We start from the raw sequence: 17,851 nt of genomic DNA on the forward strand, positions 1-17,851 counted from the left end.
ATTCTTTCTATTACTACTTTTCTACTACGTTAATTTCTACTGCACCTGTTGCTTCTAACAAAGCCTTCAAGTCTTCCTCATTTCCTTCCACTGGTATTTCCATTAAAAAGTGATCATCGGTAGTACGAGGATCTGGATTTTCGGCTTCCTTAAATGGCCAAATTCTACTTCGCATATAGAAAGTAATTACCATAAGGTGCGCCGCGAAAAAAACAGTTAATTCAAATACAATTGGAATAAAAGCCGGCATATTGGCTAACCATGAAAAACTAGGTTTACCTCCAATATCTTGTGGCCAATCTGCTATCATGGTATACCAAGTAAGCCATATAGCTACTGAAGTTCCCGTAATACCATATAAAAAGGCGGTAATAGCAAGTCTTGTAGGAGCTAAACCTAAAGCTTTGTCTAAACCATGTACTGGAAATGGGCAAAAAACCTCCTCGATATGATGATGTGCTTCTTTAACTTTCTTAACGGCATCCATTAAGACATCATCATCATTGTATAACGCGTGAATTACTTTATTAGTGCTCATTGTTCTCCTCTCTTAATTTTTTAAAGTTTTCTCCTGAAGATTTCAAAATTGTTTTCACCTCCGCAGTTGGAATAACTGGGAATGTTCTTGCATATAGTAAAAATAAAACAAAGAAGAAACCAATTGTTCCGATAAAAATACCCACATCTACAAAGGTAGGTTCGAAACGCCACCACGTTGAAGGCAGTTGCCCTTTACTCAATACAATGGCAATAATATCAAAACGCTCAAACCACATTCCTATATTAATTGCAATAGAAACTAAGAAAGAAATTACAAAACTTCTTCTAAATTTCTTTATCCATAATATTTGTGGGATGATAATATTAAAAATCATTAACGACCAGAAAGCCCATCCATAAGCACCAGCTTCTGCTCCAAAAGATAAATACGTATAATTTTCATATGGCGAACCAGTATACCATGCGATAAAGAATTCCGTTGCGTAAGCAACAGCCACAATACCACCGGTAAGGATGATTACAATATTCATATACTCTACATGCATTCTTGTAATGTAGGCTTCCATATTCGTAACCTTACGCATGATTCCTAAAAGTGTTTGAACCATGGCGAATCCAGAAAAAATTGCCCCTGCTACGAAATAAGGAGGGAAAATTGTAGAGTGCCAACCCGGGTTTACCGATGTAGCGAAGTCCATGGATACAATAGTGTGTACCGAAAGTACAAGTGGTGTAGCTAAACCGGCCAATACTAAAGATACTTCTTCGAAACGCTGCCAGTCTTTAGCACGTCCAGACCATCCAAAAGATAATAACGCATAAATCTTTTTCTGAAACGGCTTTACAGCTCTATCTCTAATAGTTGCAAAATCAGGTAGTAATCCTGTCCACCAGAAAACTAAAGAAACTGACAAATAGGTAGAAATGGCAAATACATCCCATAAAAGTGGCGAGTTAAAGTTAACCCACAAAGATCCGTACTGGTTTGGTATTGGTAATACCCAAAATCCGTTCCAAGGACGTCCCATGTGAATAATTGGGAATAAACCAGCCTGAAAAACGGCGAATATTGTCATTGCTTCCGCAGAACGGTTAATAGCCATTCTCCATTTCTGACGGAATAATAAAAGTACCGCAGAGATAAGCGTACCGGCGTGACCGATACCTACCCACCATACGAAGTTGGTAATATCCCAAGCCCATCCGATGTTTTTATTTAATCCCCAAACACCAATACCTGTTCCAACTGTATAAAATATACAACCAAAACCCCATAGCATTGCAGCTAAGGCGATGTAAAAGGCCATGTACCAATTTTTGTTTGCTTTCCCTTCGATAGGTCTTGCAATATCTTCCGTAATATCGTGGTAACTTTTGCTTCCCAATATTAACGGCTCTCTATAAGATGATTCGTAATGTGACGACATAAACTGTTTTTCTTATATTTTTAATTAAGCTTCATTTGTATTTCTAACTTTCACTTGGTAAACTACGTTTGGTTTGGTACCAATGTAATCTAACACGTGGAAAGCTCTTTTATCTTCTACTAAAGGAGTAACTGGATCTTCTGGGTTATTTACATCTCCAAATACCATAGCACCAGAAGAACATGCAGCAGAACATGCACATGCATCGTTAAACTCTTCTGTTTTAACTTTTCTACCTTCTCTTTTAGCTCTTAAAATAACTTCTTGCGTAGACTGGATACAGAATGAACACTTTTCCATTACTCCACGCGAACGAACTACTACGTCTGGGTTTAACACCATTTTTCCGTAGTCGTTGTTCATATTGAAATCAAACTCTTCATTATTTGCATAATTAAACCAGTTGAATCTTCGAACTCTATAAGGACAGTTGTTTGCACAATAACGAGTTCCTACACAACGGTTGTAAGCCATTTGATTTTGACCCTGACGACCATGTGACGTTGCACCAACAGGACAAACGGTCTCACAAGGTGCATGATTACAATGCTGACACATCATCGGCTGGAAAGCTACTTGTGGGTTCTCTGCCGAATTTTCTAAAGCATCGAACAAATCACCTTTGCTTAATCCTAAAACGTCTTCTGTATATTTTCGCTCTAATTCTTGGTCTGCAATTTTACCAAGTTCTTTGGCAGCCATTGCAACTACTTCTTCCTTAGAGGCCTCTGGTTTTAATTTTGTATACTTCTCAACGAGTTTCGCTTTGTACTCTGCTTTAAAATCTTCTGTAGATTTATCTCCCTGCACTCGTGATGAATAATAACGATCGATACGCAACCAGTGCATATCTCTACCAACACGCATTTCGTCTTTTCCAACAACAGGAACGTTGTTCTCCGCATGACAAGCAACCACACAAGCACCACAACCGGTACATGAGGTTAAATCTATAGATAATTTGAAATGGTGTCCTAAACTACGATCGTGTTCGTCCCATAAATCTATGGTACTACCTTCTGTCTCTTGGTGATCGTAAGAAACCATAAAAGGCTTGTTCCAAGTATGTTTTGGGTCGAGGTTTTTATTGTTAACGTCTTTTAACGTGGCTTCCTTCAAAATATCGTGACGACCTGCAAGGGTACTCTGCACCTGCATACAAGCAAACTTATGCCATCCGCTGGTTTTTTCGATAGCTACATTGTACTGTACATTGCTTCCGTTAGCATAAAAAGGATACGCGTTAACTCCTACTTGCATCTCTTCTTTCATACCGTGTGTTCTACCATATCCTAAGGCAATACCAAAAGAACCTTTTGCCTGCCCAGGTTGAATAAGAACTGGGATGTTTTCAAGAGTAACACCATTAACAGTTACTTTGGCATAGTTACCATCAATTGCACCATTATCTTTTACTGGGTTATCAAAGCCTAATTCTTTGGCATCGGCCATAGACATGGTTAAATAGTTATCCCAAGAAGCACGTGTAATTGGGTCTGGTAGTTCTTGTAACCAAGGGTTGTTGGCTTGTTTACCATCTCCTAAACCGGTAGAGGTATATAAATTTAACTCGTATTTAGAAGGCTTAGTAACTGCCATTAATTGCGCAGCTGCTTGGTTAAGGTCTACGGAAGAAACAAACTCGTTGTCTGCTGTAGTTGTGCTAACCAAACTTTTAAATACACCATCGTGTAGTGCTTGGTTCCAAGAACTTCCGTTTAACACATTGGTCACCCAAAAATCCTTAAGCATATCGTAATAAGAAACATCGCTACCAGACCACATTAACAAGGTGTCTTGTAATTGACGAGTATCAAACAATGGCTGTATCGTTGGTTGCGTTAAACTGTAGATGCCTTCTTCCATACGAACATCGCCCCAAGATTCTAGGTAATGTGGCGTAGGTAAGGCATATTCACAAACACTTGCGGTTTCGTTATTTTGCGTAGTTAAAGCAACCGAAAGTTTTAATTTTTGTACTGCTGCCTTAAATGCGCTTGCATTCGGCAATGAATACACAGGATCAACATTGTAAGAAATCAATCCAGCTATCTTTCCTGAAGTCATATCTGCAACTAAATTTGCAACTTCAGTATCGTTTCCTTGTCTTGTGTATATTGGTTTTGCAACATTAATGACATCACTTTGTAATGCAGCATTGATTGCTAAAGCTACTAACTGTGCATTCTTATCATTAATACCAGTTACCACAACTCCTTTAGAACCTGCCTTGCGTAATGTTTTGGCGAGCTCTTTAATCTCTGCATCTACCGGTGTAGCTTTTGATGGCAAACTACTACCTGTGATTTGATTGTATAAATTAACTAAAGCATATACCTGATCTGATGGTTTTGCTACCACTCTCTTATCGGCATTTGCTCCAGTTAATGACATATTACTTTCTACTTGCACATGGTACGACATCTTTCCAGAGTCTACCTTTCTTCCTTCTACATAACTCTTCTCAAAACCACCGTGCCAATCGGCAAGAAAATCTGCTCCAAAAGAGGCGATAACTTTTGCTTGGCTAAAGTCGTAATTAGGAAGGGCTCGTTTACCGTACATCGCTTGAAAAGCATCTAATGCACCTTGCTCTGAAACGGCATCGTACACAACGTGCTTAACATTTGGATAGGCTGCAATAAAATCGGCGATAACTTTTTCAGTAGAAGGACTCGCTAAGGTTCCTGTTAATAGAACCACAGGAGCATTTGCTTCTTTAAGTTCCGATAATTTTGCACCAATTTCTTTATCTGCATTCGACCAACTTAAGAAAGACTCTCCTTTTAAAGGCTGTTTCAATCTTAATTTGTCGTCGTAAAGCGATAATATAGAAGCAACAGTTCTTGCATTGATATCTGCACCTGCTTCTTTATTAGGCATCACTAAAATAGGACGACCTTCTCTAGTTTTTACCAATACATTTGCAAAATCAAAACCGTCTGCCATAGTGGTTGCGTACCAATCTGCAACACCTACTACGATATCGTTAGGTTGCACTACATACGGAATTGATTTTCTAACCGGACCCTCACAAGCTGCTAAAGATGCAGCTGCTGTAGTAAATCCAACGTACTTTAAGAAATCTCTACGCGTAGTTGATGATGATTCTAATGTTTCTTTATCACCTAAAAACTCATCTGTGGGAATATCCTGAACAAACTCATTATTACGCAGCGTTTCAACAATAGAACTACCTTTAAGTTCTTCAACACTTTGCCAGTATTTTTTGTCTGAAGCCATTTATATACGTGTTTTTGTACTTTCTAATTGATTAATAGTGGCACTTACCACATTCTTTTCCTCCTAATTGTGCAATTGTCACTTGCTCTACACCGTACTTCTTGGCTAATTCCTCATGAATTTTAGCATAGTACTCGTTTCCTTTTAAATCTACATTAGTTTCTTTATGACAATCGATACACCAACCCATAGTTAATGGAGAGTGTTGGTACAACTCGTCCATTTCTTCCACAGGTCCATGACATTTCTGACATTTCACCCCTGCAACAGTTACGTGCTGCGAGTGGTTGAAATAGACAAAATCAGGCAAGTTGTGAATTCGTATCCATTTTACAGGCATTGTATTACCGGTGTACTCCATTTTTTCTGGATCCCATCCTGCTGCCTTGTATATTTTTGCAATTTCTTTATCTAATTGTTTTTTCTGAAGAATCTGATCGTCATACTCTACTTGCAACCCATCTGCTACTTCTGCAATATTCGCGTGACAATTCATACAAATATTCACCGAAGGAATACCAGAATGCTTACTGTGCTTAGCCGCTGAGTGACAGTATTGACAATCTATTTTATTCTCCCCTGCATGCACCTTGTGCGAGAAAGCAATTGGTTGCACTGGTTGATAACCTTGATCTACCCCTACTTTAAACAGGGTACCGAACAACACATATGCCGACATAAGTGCACCAAATATTGCAAACATAACATGCAAGAAGGTATTTTGCTTTATACCTTGCCATAACTCGGCAGATTGCCCTAGTAAGCCTGGTGTTTTTGGAGCACCTTTTAACTCACTAACTGTTTTAAGTAAACTAGCAATAATGAAAAACGCTACTATAATTGCTGCAGCTAAAATGTAAATCAGCCATTCTGGAGCTTGATCTGCAGGAGCTTTCGCTACTACCCCAGGAACTCCAGCAACCGCTTTAGGTTTTGGATCACCTACAGTAGTATAGTAAAGAATATCATCGATATTTTTATCTGTCAATTGCGGAAAGGCAGTCATCGCTGTAGGAGAATAAGCCCCCGCTTCAACAGCTAAAGCATCACCAGATGCGATAAGCTGTGCGTTGTTACGAATCCATTTTTTCAACCAATCATTCTCATATTTTTCCTCTACTCCTTGCAAAGGCGGACCTACTAATTTTTTGTCTAATTTATGACACGAAGCACATAGACTTTTGAATAATTTTTTACCCTCTTTTTGACGCGCTTCATCCACCTCTTGTGAAAAAGTCGAAAAGCTAAATAAAAAGACTAAAGAAAAGACAAGGCTCTTGAGGAGACTTTGCGGTAATTTACTGTGATGATTCACACTTTTCATACTATTAACTATATTTCTGTATCTATATTTGGCACTATCCTCCCCGGAGCACCTTAATTGCAGGGGTCAGAAAGTTGCACAAAAGTACTATTTATAACTAAATTGTGAAATGCAAAGAGAATCCTAAATTGTAATTTATATTAATTCTAAATAAATTGTTAAAACAATCAATTCCGTAACAAGTCGTTACCTTTGTAAAAAGATTAAATTACCATGAGCAACAAATTTTATTTTATATTTTTTTTATCGGTACTATTACTCAATAGCTTTGCAGTAAATGGGCAATCACAACTAGATGATAATGAAGAGGTAACCAAGCTCATTGAGAAAAAAAGAAGCTTTAACAAAGAACACAAAATTGGGTTTAGAATACAATTGTATAACGGTTTAGAAACCAAAGCAAAAAGCATTCGAAAAAGGTTCCAAGTTACCTATGGTAATATCGAAACACACCTCATCTATAAACAGCCCGAATGGAAAACACAAGTTGGGTATTATAAAACAAGACTTGAGGCGGACAGGGCATTAAATATTTTCAAAAAAAAATTTGCTGGATGTATCGTAATTCCGATTTAAATTTTAAGTGATATTATAGAATTTCCTCTTTTTCCTTTTCTATGTCTTTTATGATGGAAGGAAAGATAGTCGGTGCAATTTTTTTTACTGGCGTATAAAGTATAGATTCTTCTAGTTTTTCTTTTTCTACAAAAGGAATTGTACTGTTAATCTTGTCAAAAAAAATAAACACTACACTTACGATAAGACCTATTTTTAGAGTTCCGAAAACACCTCCTAAAATAGTATTTAAAATACCTAAAGCCGCAAAATTTGCAAGCTTAGTTAACACCTTTCCTAACAATGAAATGGCAATCACAATAAGAATGAAAGTGCCTGCAAAGGCAGCTAAAGACACATACTTTTCATCCCAACTAACACTATCCTGTAGCCAATCCCCAATAAAGTAAGAAAAGTGTATTGCTCCATATACCCCTGCAATTAAAGCAACTAGAGAGGCAACTTCTACAAAAAGTCCCTTTAACAAACCCCTTACAAAACCAAAAAGCAACAAGACAGCAATTACAATATCAAAAGTAGTCATAAACATAAATCGTCGATTAATCTTGACCAAAGTACAAAAAGATCACGATAATTCACTACAAATACAACCGAGAAAATCCAATACAAAGGTAAATATTTACTGGTATTGCAGGATTGGATTTTTAAAAATTAAAAGCGACTAATTTAATATTCCAAATAATTCCAGGCTCATTTAACAACTACGGTTGTATATTTGCAAGCATGAAAAAAGAGTACACTTTAAAAGAAAAATGGGAAATAATTGTGCATCGTTTATCGGATCAATTTGCAGATGGAGATCCCCTAGACATAGACGGCGTGATCTATTTAATAGGTGTACAAGAGCTTGGAAAAGGCCATCAAACTTTTAAGAAAGATGAAAAAATAAACCTAATGCACATTGCCATATGTAAACTACTAGAACCTTATGGCTACTATGAATTTGATTACTTTGATGCCGACGGTTGGCCACACTACAAAACGGTAGAAAATTTACCAACACTAAAACCAGGAGAGCAGTCTGTATTAATAAAAGAAGCAATAGTTAATTATTTTGAGGGGATGGGTTATGTTTCTTAAAAAAACAAAAGTGATTGAGATTTAAAATAAATACGTTTGCTTTTCAGGGAAACTATTATATATTTACTGAATGATTATAATAAATTCAAATGTTGTAAAAGCAATATGAATACAAAATAATCACAAGGCACTAAAGCTTCTTTTAAACCTACATAACAATTATAATGATGAAAAAAGGTATTTTAATTTTATTCGTTTTATTCGCCACTATAACACATGCACAATACACCATTAAAGGAACGATGACGCCCCCGGAAAAATCGGATTGGGTGATGGTGCATAAATTACAGGGTATTAAACCGCGATACATTCTCAACACAACAATACAGTTTGATACCGTAAGCGTTGGAACGAGCAGGCAGGTAATAGGGCAATTTGCGTTCCAGTTACCGAAAAATGCTCCCGCAGGAATGTATAGAGCTACCTATAAAAATTCGGGTACTGGCTATGTCGATTTTCTTTTTAACAAAGAAAATATTGAGTTTATTTTTAATCCAAAATACCCAGAAGAATCGATCGTATTCACGCGTTCTCGAGAAAATAAAATCTATGGAGAATACACAGAGGAATACAATAAAACGCAGAAAGAAATAGATGCTAATCAGATGGAATACATTAAAAATCCATCTAAAGATTTAAAGAAAAAATACAAGAAAGATTATAAATATTTGGAAGAGATACAAGAGGGATACGAGCAGAAGACAGAAGGCATGCTTGTAAATAGTTTTATCAAAGCTTCAAAACGCTATAATCCTTCTAGTCCTATTGAAGATTATCAGGAATACCTCGACTTTTCTGTTAATAATTTTTTCAAAAATATTGATTTTGATAACAAAGATTTATACAACTCGTCTTTTTTAATTGATAGAATAAACGATTTTGTTTTGTATTTAAATTATTCCGAAGATCAAGTAACGCAACAAGGTTTATATAAAAAGTCTATCGCTAAAGTGATGGAGGAATTAGACGATAAAGAATTTAAAAAAGAAGCGATTGAGTTTTTAGCTACATCTTTCACTGAAAAGAGAAACTCAGAAATTGTAGATTGGTTATTTAGCGAATACTACGATGCATTACCTAAAAAGGATCCTGAATTTAAAACCAAAAAGATGGAGGAACTGAGTGTCTCTGTTGGACGTAATGCACCAGATTTTACTTGGAGTGAAGATGGCAACGAATTCTCACTTTCCACGTTAAACGACGGTAATAACTACTTAATGATTTTCTGGAGTACAGGATGTCCGCATTGTGTAAAGGAAATTCCTGAAGTTCACAACTTCCTGAAAAATAACACGAATACTTCCGTTGTTTCTTTTGCCATAGAAAATGACGATGTAAAGTTTAACGCTTTCAAAGAAAATCTTCCTGGGTGGCACAATGTTCTTGGTACACATCCAGAGTATAAATTTGATAATGAGGTAGTAAAAAAATATAAAATTGACGCTACCCCAACCTATTTTGTGCTTGATAAAAATAAAAAGATTGTAGCGATTCCAAATACAATTGAAGATGTGAAAAAATACTTTAACAACATATAGTTTCACTGCAATTTTAATACATAGAACCACTGTTATTTGACAGTGGTTTTTTTTGTAGAATTAAAAAAACAAAAACGCATCCTCAAGGTGCTTTACAGAATATGCTTCCTTATCCCGAACAATAGCAACAATATCAAAACGAACTTCGAAGTCCAAATTATTTATAACGACATAATGATGCATTGCCTTTACCAATAGTTGTATTTTTTTAGAGGTAACAAATTCTTCCGGAGACCCAAAGTATGTGGAAGAGCGCATCTTTACTTCCACAGCGACAAGAATACTTCCTTTTACGGCAATGATATCTACTTCTGCTTTTCGATATCTGTAATTTCGCTCCACTATATGATACCCCTTTTCTACAAGATAATTCATTGCAATATCTTCCCCTTCTTTACCGAGTTCCGTATGCGCTGCCATTGTTATTCTGAAAAAGTTAGGGAAGCAGTATCTGCATTGATAACCATACGAGCTTCTCTACCAAAAAGCAACGCTCTATTATCAGAATCATGACCCGCTGGAAAATGAAACATAACAGGCAGGCCCTCCGGTAGGATATCTTTGATAAGTTGCTCTATAGAACTTCCCCAAGGCGTAGAATTCTTTTTGATTTTAGTCATACCTCCGACTACAACTCCTTTTACATTAGAAAAATAGCCAGCACGTTTCAAGCTTTGCAACATTCGGTCTATGGCATACTTATACTCTCCTATTTCTTCAATGAATAAAATTTTATTTTCGGTATGGATTTGACTTTTAGAACCAAGCATGGAAGCTAATATTGCAATATTACCTCCTACGAGTTGTCCTGTTACCTCTCCATTAACATTATTTGGATTTGCAGGAATAGAATATCGTAATTCTTCCCCAAAAAGTGTGTTGCGTAAGGAAGAGATTGTCCTCTCGATGTGCGCTGGTTTATCTTGCATACTCGTTGCCATCATTGCATGTAAAGTTTCTACTCCTAAATTATGAATGTGATTATGAAATACGGTAACATCAGAATATCCTATAATCCATTTTGGCTGCTCTAAGAATTTGGAAAAATCTAGTTTGTCAATAATTCTAACCGAACCATATCCACCGCGAGCACACCAGATAGCTTTGATACTTGGATTATCTAAAGCTTCCTGAAAATCGGCTGCACGCTCTGCGTCAGAACCTGCAAAATGATGGTCTTGCCGAAACACATTTTTACCATAAACAACAATTAAGCCCCAGCTTTCTGCGAGTTGTCTTGCGGTATCAATTACAGCTTTTCTATTTTTTAAAATTCCTGCAGGAGCTACAATTGCGATTGTATCTCCTTCTTGTAAATAGGTAGGTGTTTTTAATTTCATAGATGAATGTTGAGCATGCATGTTGATAAACATCGTACAAACTACCCATAAAAATAGTGGTTTCATATTGCTTGTAAAATAATCTTTGGTGGAAGTTACTAAAAGAAGTTGAAATACAAATAAATTACCCGATGATTTTTAAAGGTATCTCACAGTAAAAATGCCTTAAAATTAAAGGTTCAAAAAAAGGCCCTCCATAAGAAGGCCTTTACAAATATACACAGAAACAAAGTCTATAAATGAAGTTAATAGACGTTTAAAAACACATAAAATCAAGTTCTTTTTACAAGAAAACAGGAAATGCTTTACGGTATAATATTGATGAAAAGATGTATACTAAGCAAAGCTCCATAGATTGTTTTGCAATAAAAAAGAACTGCGATTAATTGTAACATTACAAAAGTAGGAAAATAATATTATTTAAAACCATTCTAAACAATCTATTTTTTAGGAATATTGTAAAACTGTTTATTGTCGTGTTTTTTTGAGTATTTTTGCGCCTACAAATTATAAGTACACATGAACGCACCAAAGAGATATACCATAACCGCTGCACTTCCATACACAAACGGACCGATTCATATCGGACACCTTGCAGGTGTTTATGTTCCTGGCGATATCTATGCTCGATTTTTACGAGCAATAGGCAAAGATGTAGCTATATATGTGGTTCTGACGAACACGGTGTGGCTATTCCCATGCGAGCAAAGAAAGAAGGGGTTTCACCACAGGATATTATTGATAAATACCATACCATCATCAAAAACTCATTTCACGACTTTGGTATTTCTTTTGATAATTACTCTCGTACTTCTGCTCCTGTGCATCATAAAACCGCATCAGACTTCTTTTTAAAATTGTACAACGATGGAGAGTTTATTGAAGAGGTTACAGAGCAGTTATACGATGCAGAGGCAAATCAATATCTAGCCGATCGCTTTGTTATTGGCACTTGCCCAAAATGTGGCAATGAAGAGAGCTATGGCGATCAATGTGAAAAGTGTGGTACGAGCCATAATGCTACCGATTTGATTAATCCAAAATCTGCTATTACTGGTAACGTTCCAACATTAAAAGAAACAAAACACTGGTTTTTACCATTAGATAAACATGAAGATTTCTTACGCCAGTGGATTTTAGAAGGGCATAAAAACGACTGGAAACCAAATGTATTGGGGCAGGTAAAATCTTGGATTGATGACGGGTTAAGGCCAAGAGCAGTTACTAGAGATTTAGACTGGGGTATCCCTGTTCCTGTAGAAGGGGCAGACGGTAAAGTATTGTATGTTTGGTTTGATGCACCCATAGGATATATATCTTCTACCAAAGAATGGGCAGAGAGAGAAGGTAAAAACTGGGAAGACTATTGGAAAAAAGAAGACACGAAATTAGTACACTTTATCGGAAAAGATAATATCGTATTTCACTGTATTATTTTCCCTGCTATGTTGAAAGCGCACGGAGACTATATATTACCGGAGAATGTGCCTGCTAACGAATTTTTAAATTTAGAAGGCAATAAGTTATCTACCTCTAAAAATTGGGCCGTATGGCTGCATGAATACTTGGAGGATTTCCCGAACCAGCAAGATGTTTTACGCTACACATTAACGGCTAACGCTCCTGAAAATAAAGACAACGATTTTACTTGGAAGGACTTTCAAGCCAAAAACAACAACGAATTAGTAGCTGTATTTGGGAATTTTATCAACCGTGTTGTGGTTTTGACCAATAAATATTACGAGGGTATTGTACCCGAACCGAATACGCTTAGTGACGTTGATGAAGAAACATTAAGACAGCTGCAAGAGTTTCCTAATGTAATTGGAAAATCTATAGAACGATATCGCTTTAGAGAGGCTTCTCAGGAAATGATGAATTTGGCGCGTTTAGGAAACAAATACCTAGCAGATGAAGAGCCTTGGAAGCTTATTAAACAGGATGAGGAACGCGTTAAAACAGTTATGTTTGTAGCATTACAAATTGCAGCAGGTTTAGCAGTATTGTCGGAACCGTTTTTACCATTTACTGCTGCTAAATTAAAAAACATCCTTAATACAAATTCGGGGGAAACAGAGAACAGTTGGAAGGATGTTTCCACAAAAGAGATACTATTAGCTCCTAATCACGAGATACAAAAAGGAAAACCAGAACTATTATTTTCTAAAATAGAAGATGCAACGATGCAAGCACAACTCGATAAACTAGAGGCTACAAAAAAGGCAAATGAAGCGCTAATAAACAAGTAGAACCACAAAAAGAACCAATTACTTTTGAAGAATTCACTAAAATGGATATTCGTATTGGAACGATTACAGCTGCTGAAAAAATAGCCAAAACTAAAAAGCTTTTAAAACTTACGGTAGATGTAGGCATCGATACCAGAACTATTGTATCTGGAATAGCAGAGAGTTTCAACCCTAAGGATATCATAGGGCAGCAGGTAAGTGTTCTTTGTAACTTAGCGCCCAGAAAATTAAAAGGTGTGGAAAGTCAAGGAATGATTTTGATGACCGATACCCCCGATGGGAAATTGGCATTCATGGAACCCAAAGAAAAAATAAGCAACGGAACACCAGTTTGTTAAAAATAGCACATCACGAAATATACAACCATCCCTTGCCTGTAAATCACAGATTTCCAATGGCAAAGTATGATTTATTGCCGCAACAGCTTCTACATGAGGGAACCTGTGTTGCGGCAAATTTCTTTGCTCCTGAAATCCCTAATAACAAACACTTTTTTACAGTACATTCCCCAGAATATTTCTTTGATCTTTTAAATATTACGCTATCCAAGAAAATGGAACGAAGAATAGGTTTTCCATTAACAGAACAATTGGTAGCAAGAGAGGTTATCATTGCCGACGGCACAATGAAAGCTGCAGAATTTGCCTTAGAATACGGTATCGCCATGAATATAGCTGGGGGAACACATCACGCCTATGCAGATGCTGGAGAGGGGTTTTGCATGTTGAATGACCAGGCGGTAGCAGCTCGATATTTACAGAAAAAAAATCTTGCAGAAAAAATACTAATCGTCGATCTTGATGTGCACCAAGGAAATGGAACCGCAAAATTTTTGAAGATGATCCTAGTATTTTTACCTTTTCCATGCACGGAAAAAACAATTATCCCTTTCACAAAGAAGCATCCGACTTAGATATTGCTTTAGAAAATGGAACTTCTGACGAAGAGTATCTTACAAACCTAAAAAAACACCTTCCAAACCTCCTTAAATTTCACGAACCTGATTTTATTTTTTACCAATGCGGGGTAGATATTTTAAAAAGTGATAAACTCGGCAAACTCAACATTAGTATAGAAGGATGTCTAGAGCGAGATCGGTTTGTACTGCAAACGTGTAAGGATGAAAATATACCGGTAGTTTGTTGTATGGGAGGCGGATACTCTAAAGACATTAAATTTATAATTGAAGCACACGCCAATACGTTTAGGCAAGCACAAGAAATTTATTTCTAACTTAGCTTTTGGTAACTTAGGTACAAATGCCCTACACAATATTCTAACTTTTCAGATGGAGATATAGAGGCATAACAATCCCAATACAAATGCAAAAAACATCTACTTTTAGCTTCTTTTTTTTCTTATGTTTTACTCTGCAATCTCAAAGTAGCCTTGTAAGTGGCATGATTAGTAGTGAGGACATACCTTTAGAAAACGTTCATATTATCAACCAAGCTAAAAATAAAGTAACTAAATCGAACACTTCAGGTATTTTTACGATACAAGCCACTGTAGGAGACACCTTACTTTTTTCACACGTGGGAATGAAAAATCTATCTGCAATAGTTACGACAAGCATGATCGGAGAAAAAAACCGTATTTCTATGGAAGAAAAAACAATATCACTCGAGGAAGTTGAGCTCTATACCGGACCAAAGATTGATGCAGTTTCCCTTGGTTTAATTCCAAAAAACGCAAAAAAACTTACGGTTGGAGAACGGCGATTATTCACCGCCAGAGATGGCTTTTTAGACCCAATTATAAATGCTATATCCGGAAGGACGAAAAAGTTAAAAAAACAGCTAGTTCTCGAGACTAAATCGAGAAGATTTGACCATTTAAAAAACAACTACTCCGAATATTTAAAAGAGACCTTAAATATTTCGGAAGAGATTGTTAGCATGTACTTATCATACCTCGTGGATGAAGAAGGAATAGAGAACGTCATCAATACCAACGACATCACAGAAATTCATTTTTTTATCCTAACTGTTTGGTTTCAATTCAAACAAACAGAAAGCTATCAAAATTACTTAATAAAAGAAAAAGGCAACTAAAAAACACACTGCAAAAACAGGCTTTAAATTCTTATATCCAGCAATACAAACATGTACTTTTGTAGTACTTTTGCCAGACTTAACGCAACTACTTTGATACATTATATTTCCTCTCGTATATCGGCTTCTGAAAAAGCCGTAAAGAATACCATAACGCTACTAAACGAAGATTGTAGCATTCCATTTATTGCGCGTTATCGCAAAGAGAAAACAGGCAATCTCGACGAAGTTACTATTGCACAAATTGCTAATCTTAAAGAGGAATTTGAGGCTTTAGAAAAAAGAAAAAACACCGTTATTAAAGCTATTGAAGAACAGGGCTTACTAGGAGAAGAACTTCGCCATAAAATTTTAAAAGCAGCAACAATAACGCAAGTCGAAGACTTGTATCTACCCTTTAAGAAAAAACGAAAAACGAAAGCAGAGGTAGCTAGAAAAAATGGTCTTGAACCGCTCGCAAAAATACTAATGCATCAAAAAACCGACACTGTGGAAGCCACCGCGAATCGATTTTTAAACGGGGAAGTTACTACAAAAGAGAAGGCTCTTGAAGGAGCTCGCCATATTATCGCAGAATGGATCAACGATAGAGCAGACATTAGAAATATAGTACGGAAAGACATGTACCGTTTCGCTACGATAACCTCAAAAGTGGTACCAAGAGTAGCAAAAGAGGACAGTGCGCAAAGATTTAAAGATTATTTTGATTGGTCGGAAAATTTAAGTCGTATTCCATCGCATAGAATATTGGCTCTATTACGAGCGGAAAAAGAGGGATACCTCAAAATTAAAGTGGTACTTGATGACGTCCCGATTTTAGAAAAACTAGACCGCAAACTTATTCGAGCAAATAATGCTTCGGCAGCAGAGGTTCAACTCGCCATAGACGATGCCTACAAAAGACTGCTCTTCCCTTCCCTATCGAATGAGGCATTGCAAACAACAAAAAGTAAAGCCGATGAGGATGCTATTAAAGTATTTGCCAAAAACTTACAACAACTTTTGCTTGGTGCTCCACTGGGGGAAAAACGTATTTTGGCAATTGACCCAGGATTCAGGACTGGCTGTAAAATAGTTTGCTTGAATAAACAAGGAAATATACTGTATCACGATACTGTTTTCCCACATGCCCCACACCATAAAAAACTCGAAGCAGAATACCTATTAAAACAGGTAACAAAAAAACAGCAAATAGAAGCGATCGCTATAGGAAACGGAACTGCATCGCGAGAAACAGAACAATTCATACGTGCAATTACTTTTTCTTCTCCTATAGAGGTGTTTGTAGTGAGTGAGGCTGGCGCATCAATATATTCTGCCTCTCCAATTGCTAGAGCAGAATTCCCGGCTTTAGACATTACTGTTAGAGGGGCAATATCTATAGGGCGGAGGTTGGCGGATCCCTTAGCCGAACTTGTTAAAATTGATGCAAAATCTATAGGTGTTGGGCAATACCAGCATGATGTTGACCAAACCAAACTGAAAAACGCTTTAGACAATGTTGTGGCACATTGTGTTAATAAAGTGGGGGTTAATATTAATACCGCTAGTGCTTCTCTGTTGCAATACGTTTCCGGAGTTGGACCAAAATTAGCAGAAAACATTGTGCGATTCAGAGACGAAAACGGAGGATTTACCTCCAAAAAACAGATTAAAAAAGTACCTCGCTTAGGAGAAAAAGCCTTTGAACAATCTGCCGGATTTTTAAGAATTAAAAATGGCGAAAATCCATTAGACGATTCTGGGGTCCATCCAGAATGTTATGCATTGGTTAAGAAAATGGCAAAAGATCATGGATACACCATACATCAAATCATAAGGAATAAAGAAATTCTAGACCGTATCGAACTACAAAACTACACAACCGATACTTTTGGAATTCCTACACTTCGAGATATTATTAAAGAACTGGAAAAACCTGGCCTCGACCCACGCGCAAAAGCAAAAGCATTTCGTTTTAACGAAGAGGTCAAGAAAATAGAAGATTTGAAAATTGGCATGGAATTACCAGGCATTATAAATAATATTACAAATTTTGGATGCTTTGTAGATATTGGTCTAAAAGAAAGTGGTTTGGTACACATCTCTAATCTCTCTAATACGTTTGTAAAAGATGTAAACGAGCATGTTAAATTACAACAACAAGTTACTGTAAAAGTTTTGGAAGTAGATTTACAAAGAAAACGAATTCAGTTAAGTATGCGTTTTTAATTCGGCCTAGTGTTCGGTTCTTTGGTTTACAAATCACCGAGCTAATCACTAATTTTTCTTTGAAAACTGATTTAAGTACAGTGGTTAATCCATAACGAAAAAGCCTAACAAACATACCTAGATACTTTTGATAGTGCAGTTATGTATAATCGAGATAGGGTTTATTTACTAAAAGACTATCATAAAAATGGCATTAGCTATTTCTGTACCCTGCCAAAAAAACTAACCTAATAAAAAACAAACAGCATACGCACATCGACAATACAGCAATAAAAAAGCCTTAACAAAACTGCTAAGGCTTTTGTACA

At 36.6% G+C, this 17,851-nt stretch carries 12 protein-coding genes and 2 pseudogenes; 7 read left to right on the top strand and 7 right to left on the bottom strand.

Annotated elements, in window-relative coordinates:
• Positions 1 to 13 precede the first annotated feature (13 nt).
• Genes BSU00_RS09530 through BSU00_RS09545 form a run of 4 tightly spaced genes read right to left on the bottom strand, consistent with a single transcriptional unit; the run spans position 14 to position 6,495 of the window.
• Entirely contained in the window at positions 14 to 538 is a 525-nt protein-coding gene (locus BSU00_RS09530) for a DUF3341 domain-containing protein (RefSeq protein WP_105004162.1), read from the bottom strand.
• On the bottom strand, positions 528 to 1,928 hold the full coding sequence (nrfD, locus tag BSU00_RS09535; RefSeq protein ID WP_105004163.1) for an NrfD/PsrC family molybdoenzyme membrane anchor subunit: 1,401 nt from the start codon (positions 1,926 to 1,928) through the stop codon (positions 528 to 530). The genes BSU00_RS09530 and nrfD overlap by 11 nt, the downstream gene beginning before the upstream one ends.
• A gap of 24 nt (positions 1,929 to 1,952) precedes the next feature.
• The gene (locus BSU00_RS09540) at positions 1,953 to 5,171 is read right to left on the bottom strand and encodes a TAT-variant-translocated molybdopterin oxidoreductase (RefSeq protein WP_105004164.1); all 3,219 of its coding nucleotides are present in this window, start codon (positions 5,169 to 5,171) and stop codon (positions 1,953 to 1,955) included.
• Positions 5,172 to 5,202: 31 nt separating this feature from the next.
• Positions 5,203 to 6,495 carry a c-type cytochrome gene (locus tag BSU00_RS09545; protein WP_105004165.1) on the bottom strand — a complete coding sequence of 431 codons (1,293 nt, stop codon included), beginning with the start codon at positions 6,493 to 6,495 and terminating at the stop codon, positions 5,203 to 5,205.
• Between the two features lie 213 nt (positions 6,496 to 6,708).
• On the opposite strand from BSU00_RS09545, the gene BSU00_RS09550 reads away from it, so the two are divergent.
• Positions 6,709 to 7,071 carry an SPOR domain-containing protein gene (locus BSU00_RS09550; protein WP_105004166.1) on the top strand — a complete coding sequence of 121 codons (363 nt, stop codon included), beginning with the start codon at positions 6,709 to 6,711 and terminating at the stop codon, positions 7,069 to 7,071.
• A gap of 13 nt (positions 7,072 to 7,084) precedes the next feature.
• Here the strand turns inward: BSU00_RS09550 and BSU00_RS09555 are convergent, their stop codons facing one another.
• Positions 7,085 to 7,594 carry a CvpA family protein gene (locus BSU00_RS09555; RefSeq protein WP_105004167.1) on the bottom strand — a complete coding sequence of 170 codons (510 nt, stop codon included), beginning with the start codon at positions 7,592 to 7,594 and terminating at the stop codon, positions 7,085 to 7,087.
• Positions 7,595 to 7,794: 200 nt separating this feature from the next.
• On the opposite strand from BSU00_RS09555, the gene BSU00_RS09560 reads away from it, so the two are divergent.
• Together BSU00_RS09560 and BSU00_RS09565 are read left to right on the top strand one after the other, a co-directional pair.
• The gene (locus tag BSU00_RS09560) at positions 7,795 to 8,151 is read left to right on the top strand and encodes a hypothetical protein (RefSeq protein ID WP_105004168.1); all 357 of its coding nucleotides are present in this window, start codon (positions 7,795 to 7,797) and stop codon (positions 8,149 to 8,151) included.
• A gap of 164 nt (positions 8,152 to 8,315) precedes the next feature.
• Positions 8,316 to 9,689, top strand: coding sequence for a TlpA disulfide reductase family protein (locus tag BSU00_RS09565; RefSeq protein WP_105004169.1), 1,374 nt, complete (start codon positions 8,316 to 8,318; stop codon positions 9,687 to 9,689).
• Between the two features lie 60 nt (positions 9,690 to 9,749).
• Here the strand turns inward: BSU00_RS09565 and BSU00_RS09570 are convergent, their stop codons facing one another.
• Both BSU00_RS09570 and BSU00_RS09575 read right to left on the bottom strand, forming a co-directional pair.
• Positions 9,750 to 10,109, bottom strand: a complete 360-nt coding sequence (locus BSU00_RS09570) for a YraN family protein (protein ID WP_105004170.1) — start codon at positions 10,107 to 10,109, stop codon at positions 9,750 to 9,752.
• A 2-nt stretch (positions 10,110 to 10,111) separates the two neighbouring features.
• Positions 10,112 to 11,029, bottom strand: coding sequence for an LD-carboxypeptidase (locus BSU00_RS09575; protein WP_233188685.1), 918 nt, complete (start codon positions 11,027 to 11,029; stop codon positions 10,112 to 10,114).
• 519 nt (positions 11,030 to 11,548) lie between these two features.
• On the opposite strand from BSU00_RS09575, the pseudogene metG reads away from it, so the two are divergent.
• From metG to BSU00_RS09595, 4 genes and pseudogenes are all read left to right on the top strand, one after another.
• A pseudogene (gene metG / locus BSU00_RS09580) lies at positions 11,549 to 13,616 on the top strand (methionine--tRNA ligase).
• Positions 13,610 to 14,511 (top strand): annotated as a pseudogene (locus tag BSU00_RS09585) (histone deacetylase). Before metG ends, BSU00_RS09585 begins: the two co-directional pseudogenes overlap by 7 nt.
• A gap of 167 nt (positions 14,512 to 14,678) precedes the next feature.
• Positions 14,679 to 15,332, top strand: coding sequence for a carboxypeptidase-like regulatory domain-containing protein (locus tag BSU00_RS09590; protein WP_105004172.1), 654 nt, complete (start codon positions 14,679 to 14,681; stop codon positions 15,330 to 15,332).
• A 51-nt stretch (positions 15,333 to 15,383) separates the two neighbouring features.
• Positions 15,384 to 17,543, top strand: a complete 2,160-nt coding sequence (locus tag BSU00_RS09595; RefSeq protein WP_105004173.1) for a Tex family protein — start codon at positions 15,384 to 15,386, stop codon at positions 17,541 to 17,543.
• Positions 17,544 to 17,851 lie beyond the last annotated feature (308 nt).

It is taken from the genome of Tenacibaculum sp. SG-28 (assembly GCF_002954385.1).
Lineage (GTDB): Bacteria > Bacteroidota > Bacteroidia > Flavobacteriales > Flavobacteriaceae > Polaribacter.

Bases quoted from the DNA above. Each gene is read 5' to 3' on its own strand.
- BSU00_RS09595 (WP_105004173.1), top strand. From the start codon at position 15,384: ATGTACTTTTGTAGTACTTTTGCCAGACTTAACGCAACTACTTTGATA.
- BSU00_RS09550 (WP_105004166.1), top strand. From the start codon at position 6,709: ATGAGCAACAAATTTTATTTTATATTTTTTTTATCGGTACTATTACTC.
- nrfD (WP_105004163.1), bottom strand. From the start codon at position 1,928: ATGTCGTCACATTACGAATCATCTTATAGAGAGCCGTTAATATTGGGA.
- BSU00_RS09540 (WP_105004164.1), bottom strand. From the start codon at position 5,171: ATGGCTTCAGACAAAAAATACTGGCAAAGTGTTGAAGAACTTAAAGGT.
- BSU00_RS09590 (WP_105004172.1), top strand. From the start codon at position 14,679: ATGATTAGTAGTGAGGACATACCTTTAGAAAACGTTCATATTATCAAC.
- BSU00_RS09565 (WP_105004169.1), top strand. From the start codon at position 8,316: ATGATGAAAAAAGGTATTTTAATTTTATTCGTTTTATTCGCCACTATA.
- BSU00_RS09555 (WP_105004167.1), bottom strand. From the start codon at position 7,594: ATGACTACTTTTGATATTGTAATTGCTGTCTTGTTGCTTTTTGGTTTT.
- BSU00_RS09575 (WP_233188685.1), bottom strand. From the start codon at position 11,029: ATGAAATTAAAAACACCTACCTATTTACAAGAAGGAGATACAATCGCA.
- BSU00_RS09545 (WP_105004165.1), bottom strand. From the start codon at position 6,495: ATGAAAAGTGTGAATCATCACAGTAAATTACCGCAAAGTCTCCTCAAG.
- BSU00_RS09560 (WP_105004168.1), top strand. From the start codon at position 7,795: ATGAAAAAAGAGTACACTTTAAAAGAAAAATGGGAAATAATTGTGCAT.
- BSU00_RS09530 (WP_105004162.1), bottom strand. From the start codon at position 538: ATGAGCACTAATAAAGTAATTCACGCGTTATACAATGATGATGATGTC.
- BSU00_RS09570 (WP_105004170.1), bottom strand. From the start codon at position 10,109: ATGGCAGCGCATACGGAACTCGGTAAAGAAGGGGAAGATATTGCAATG.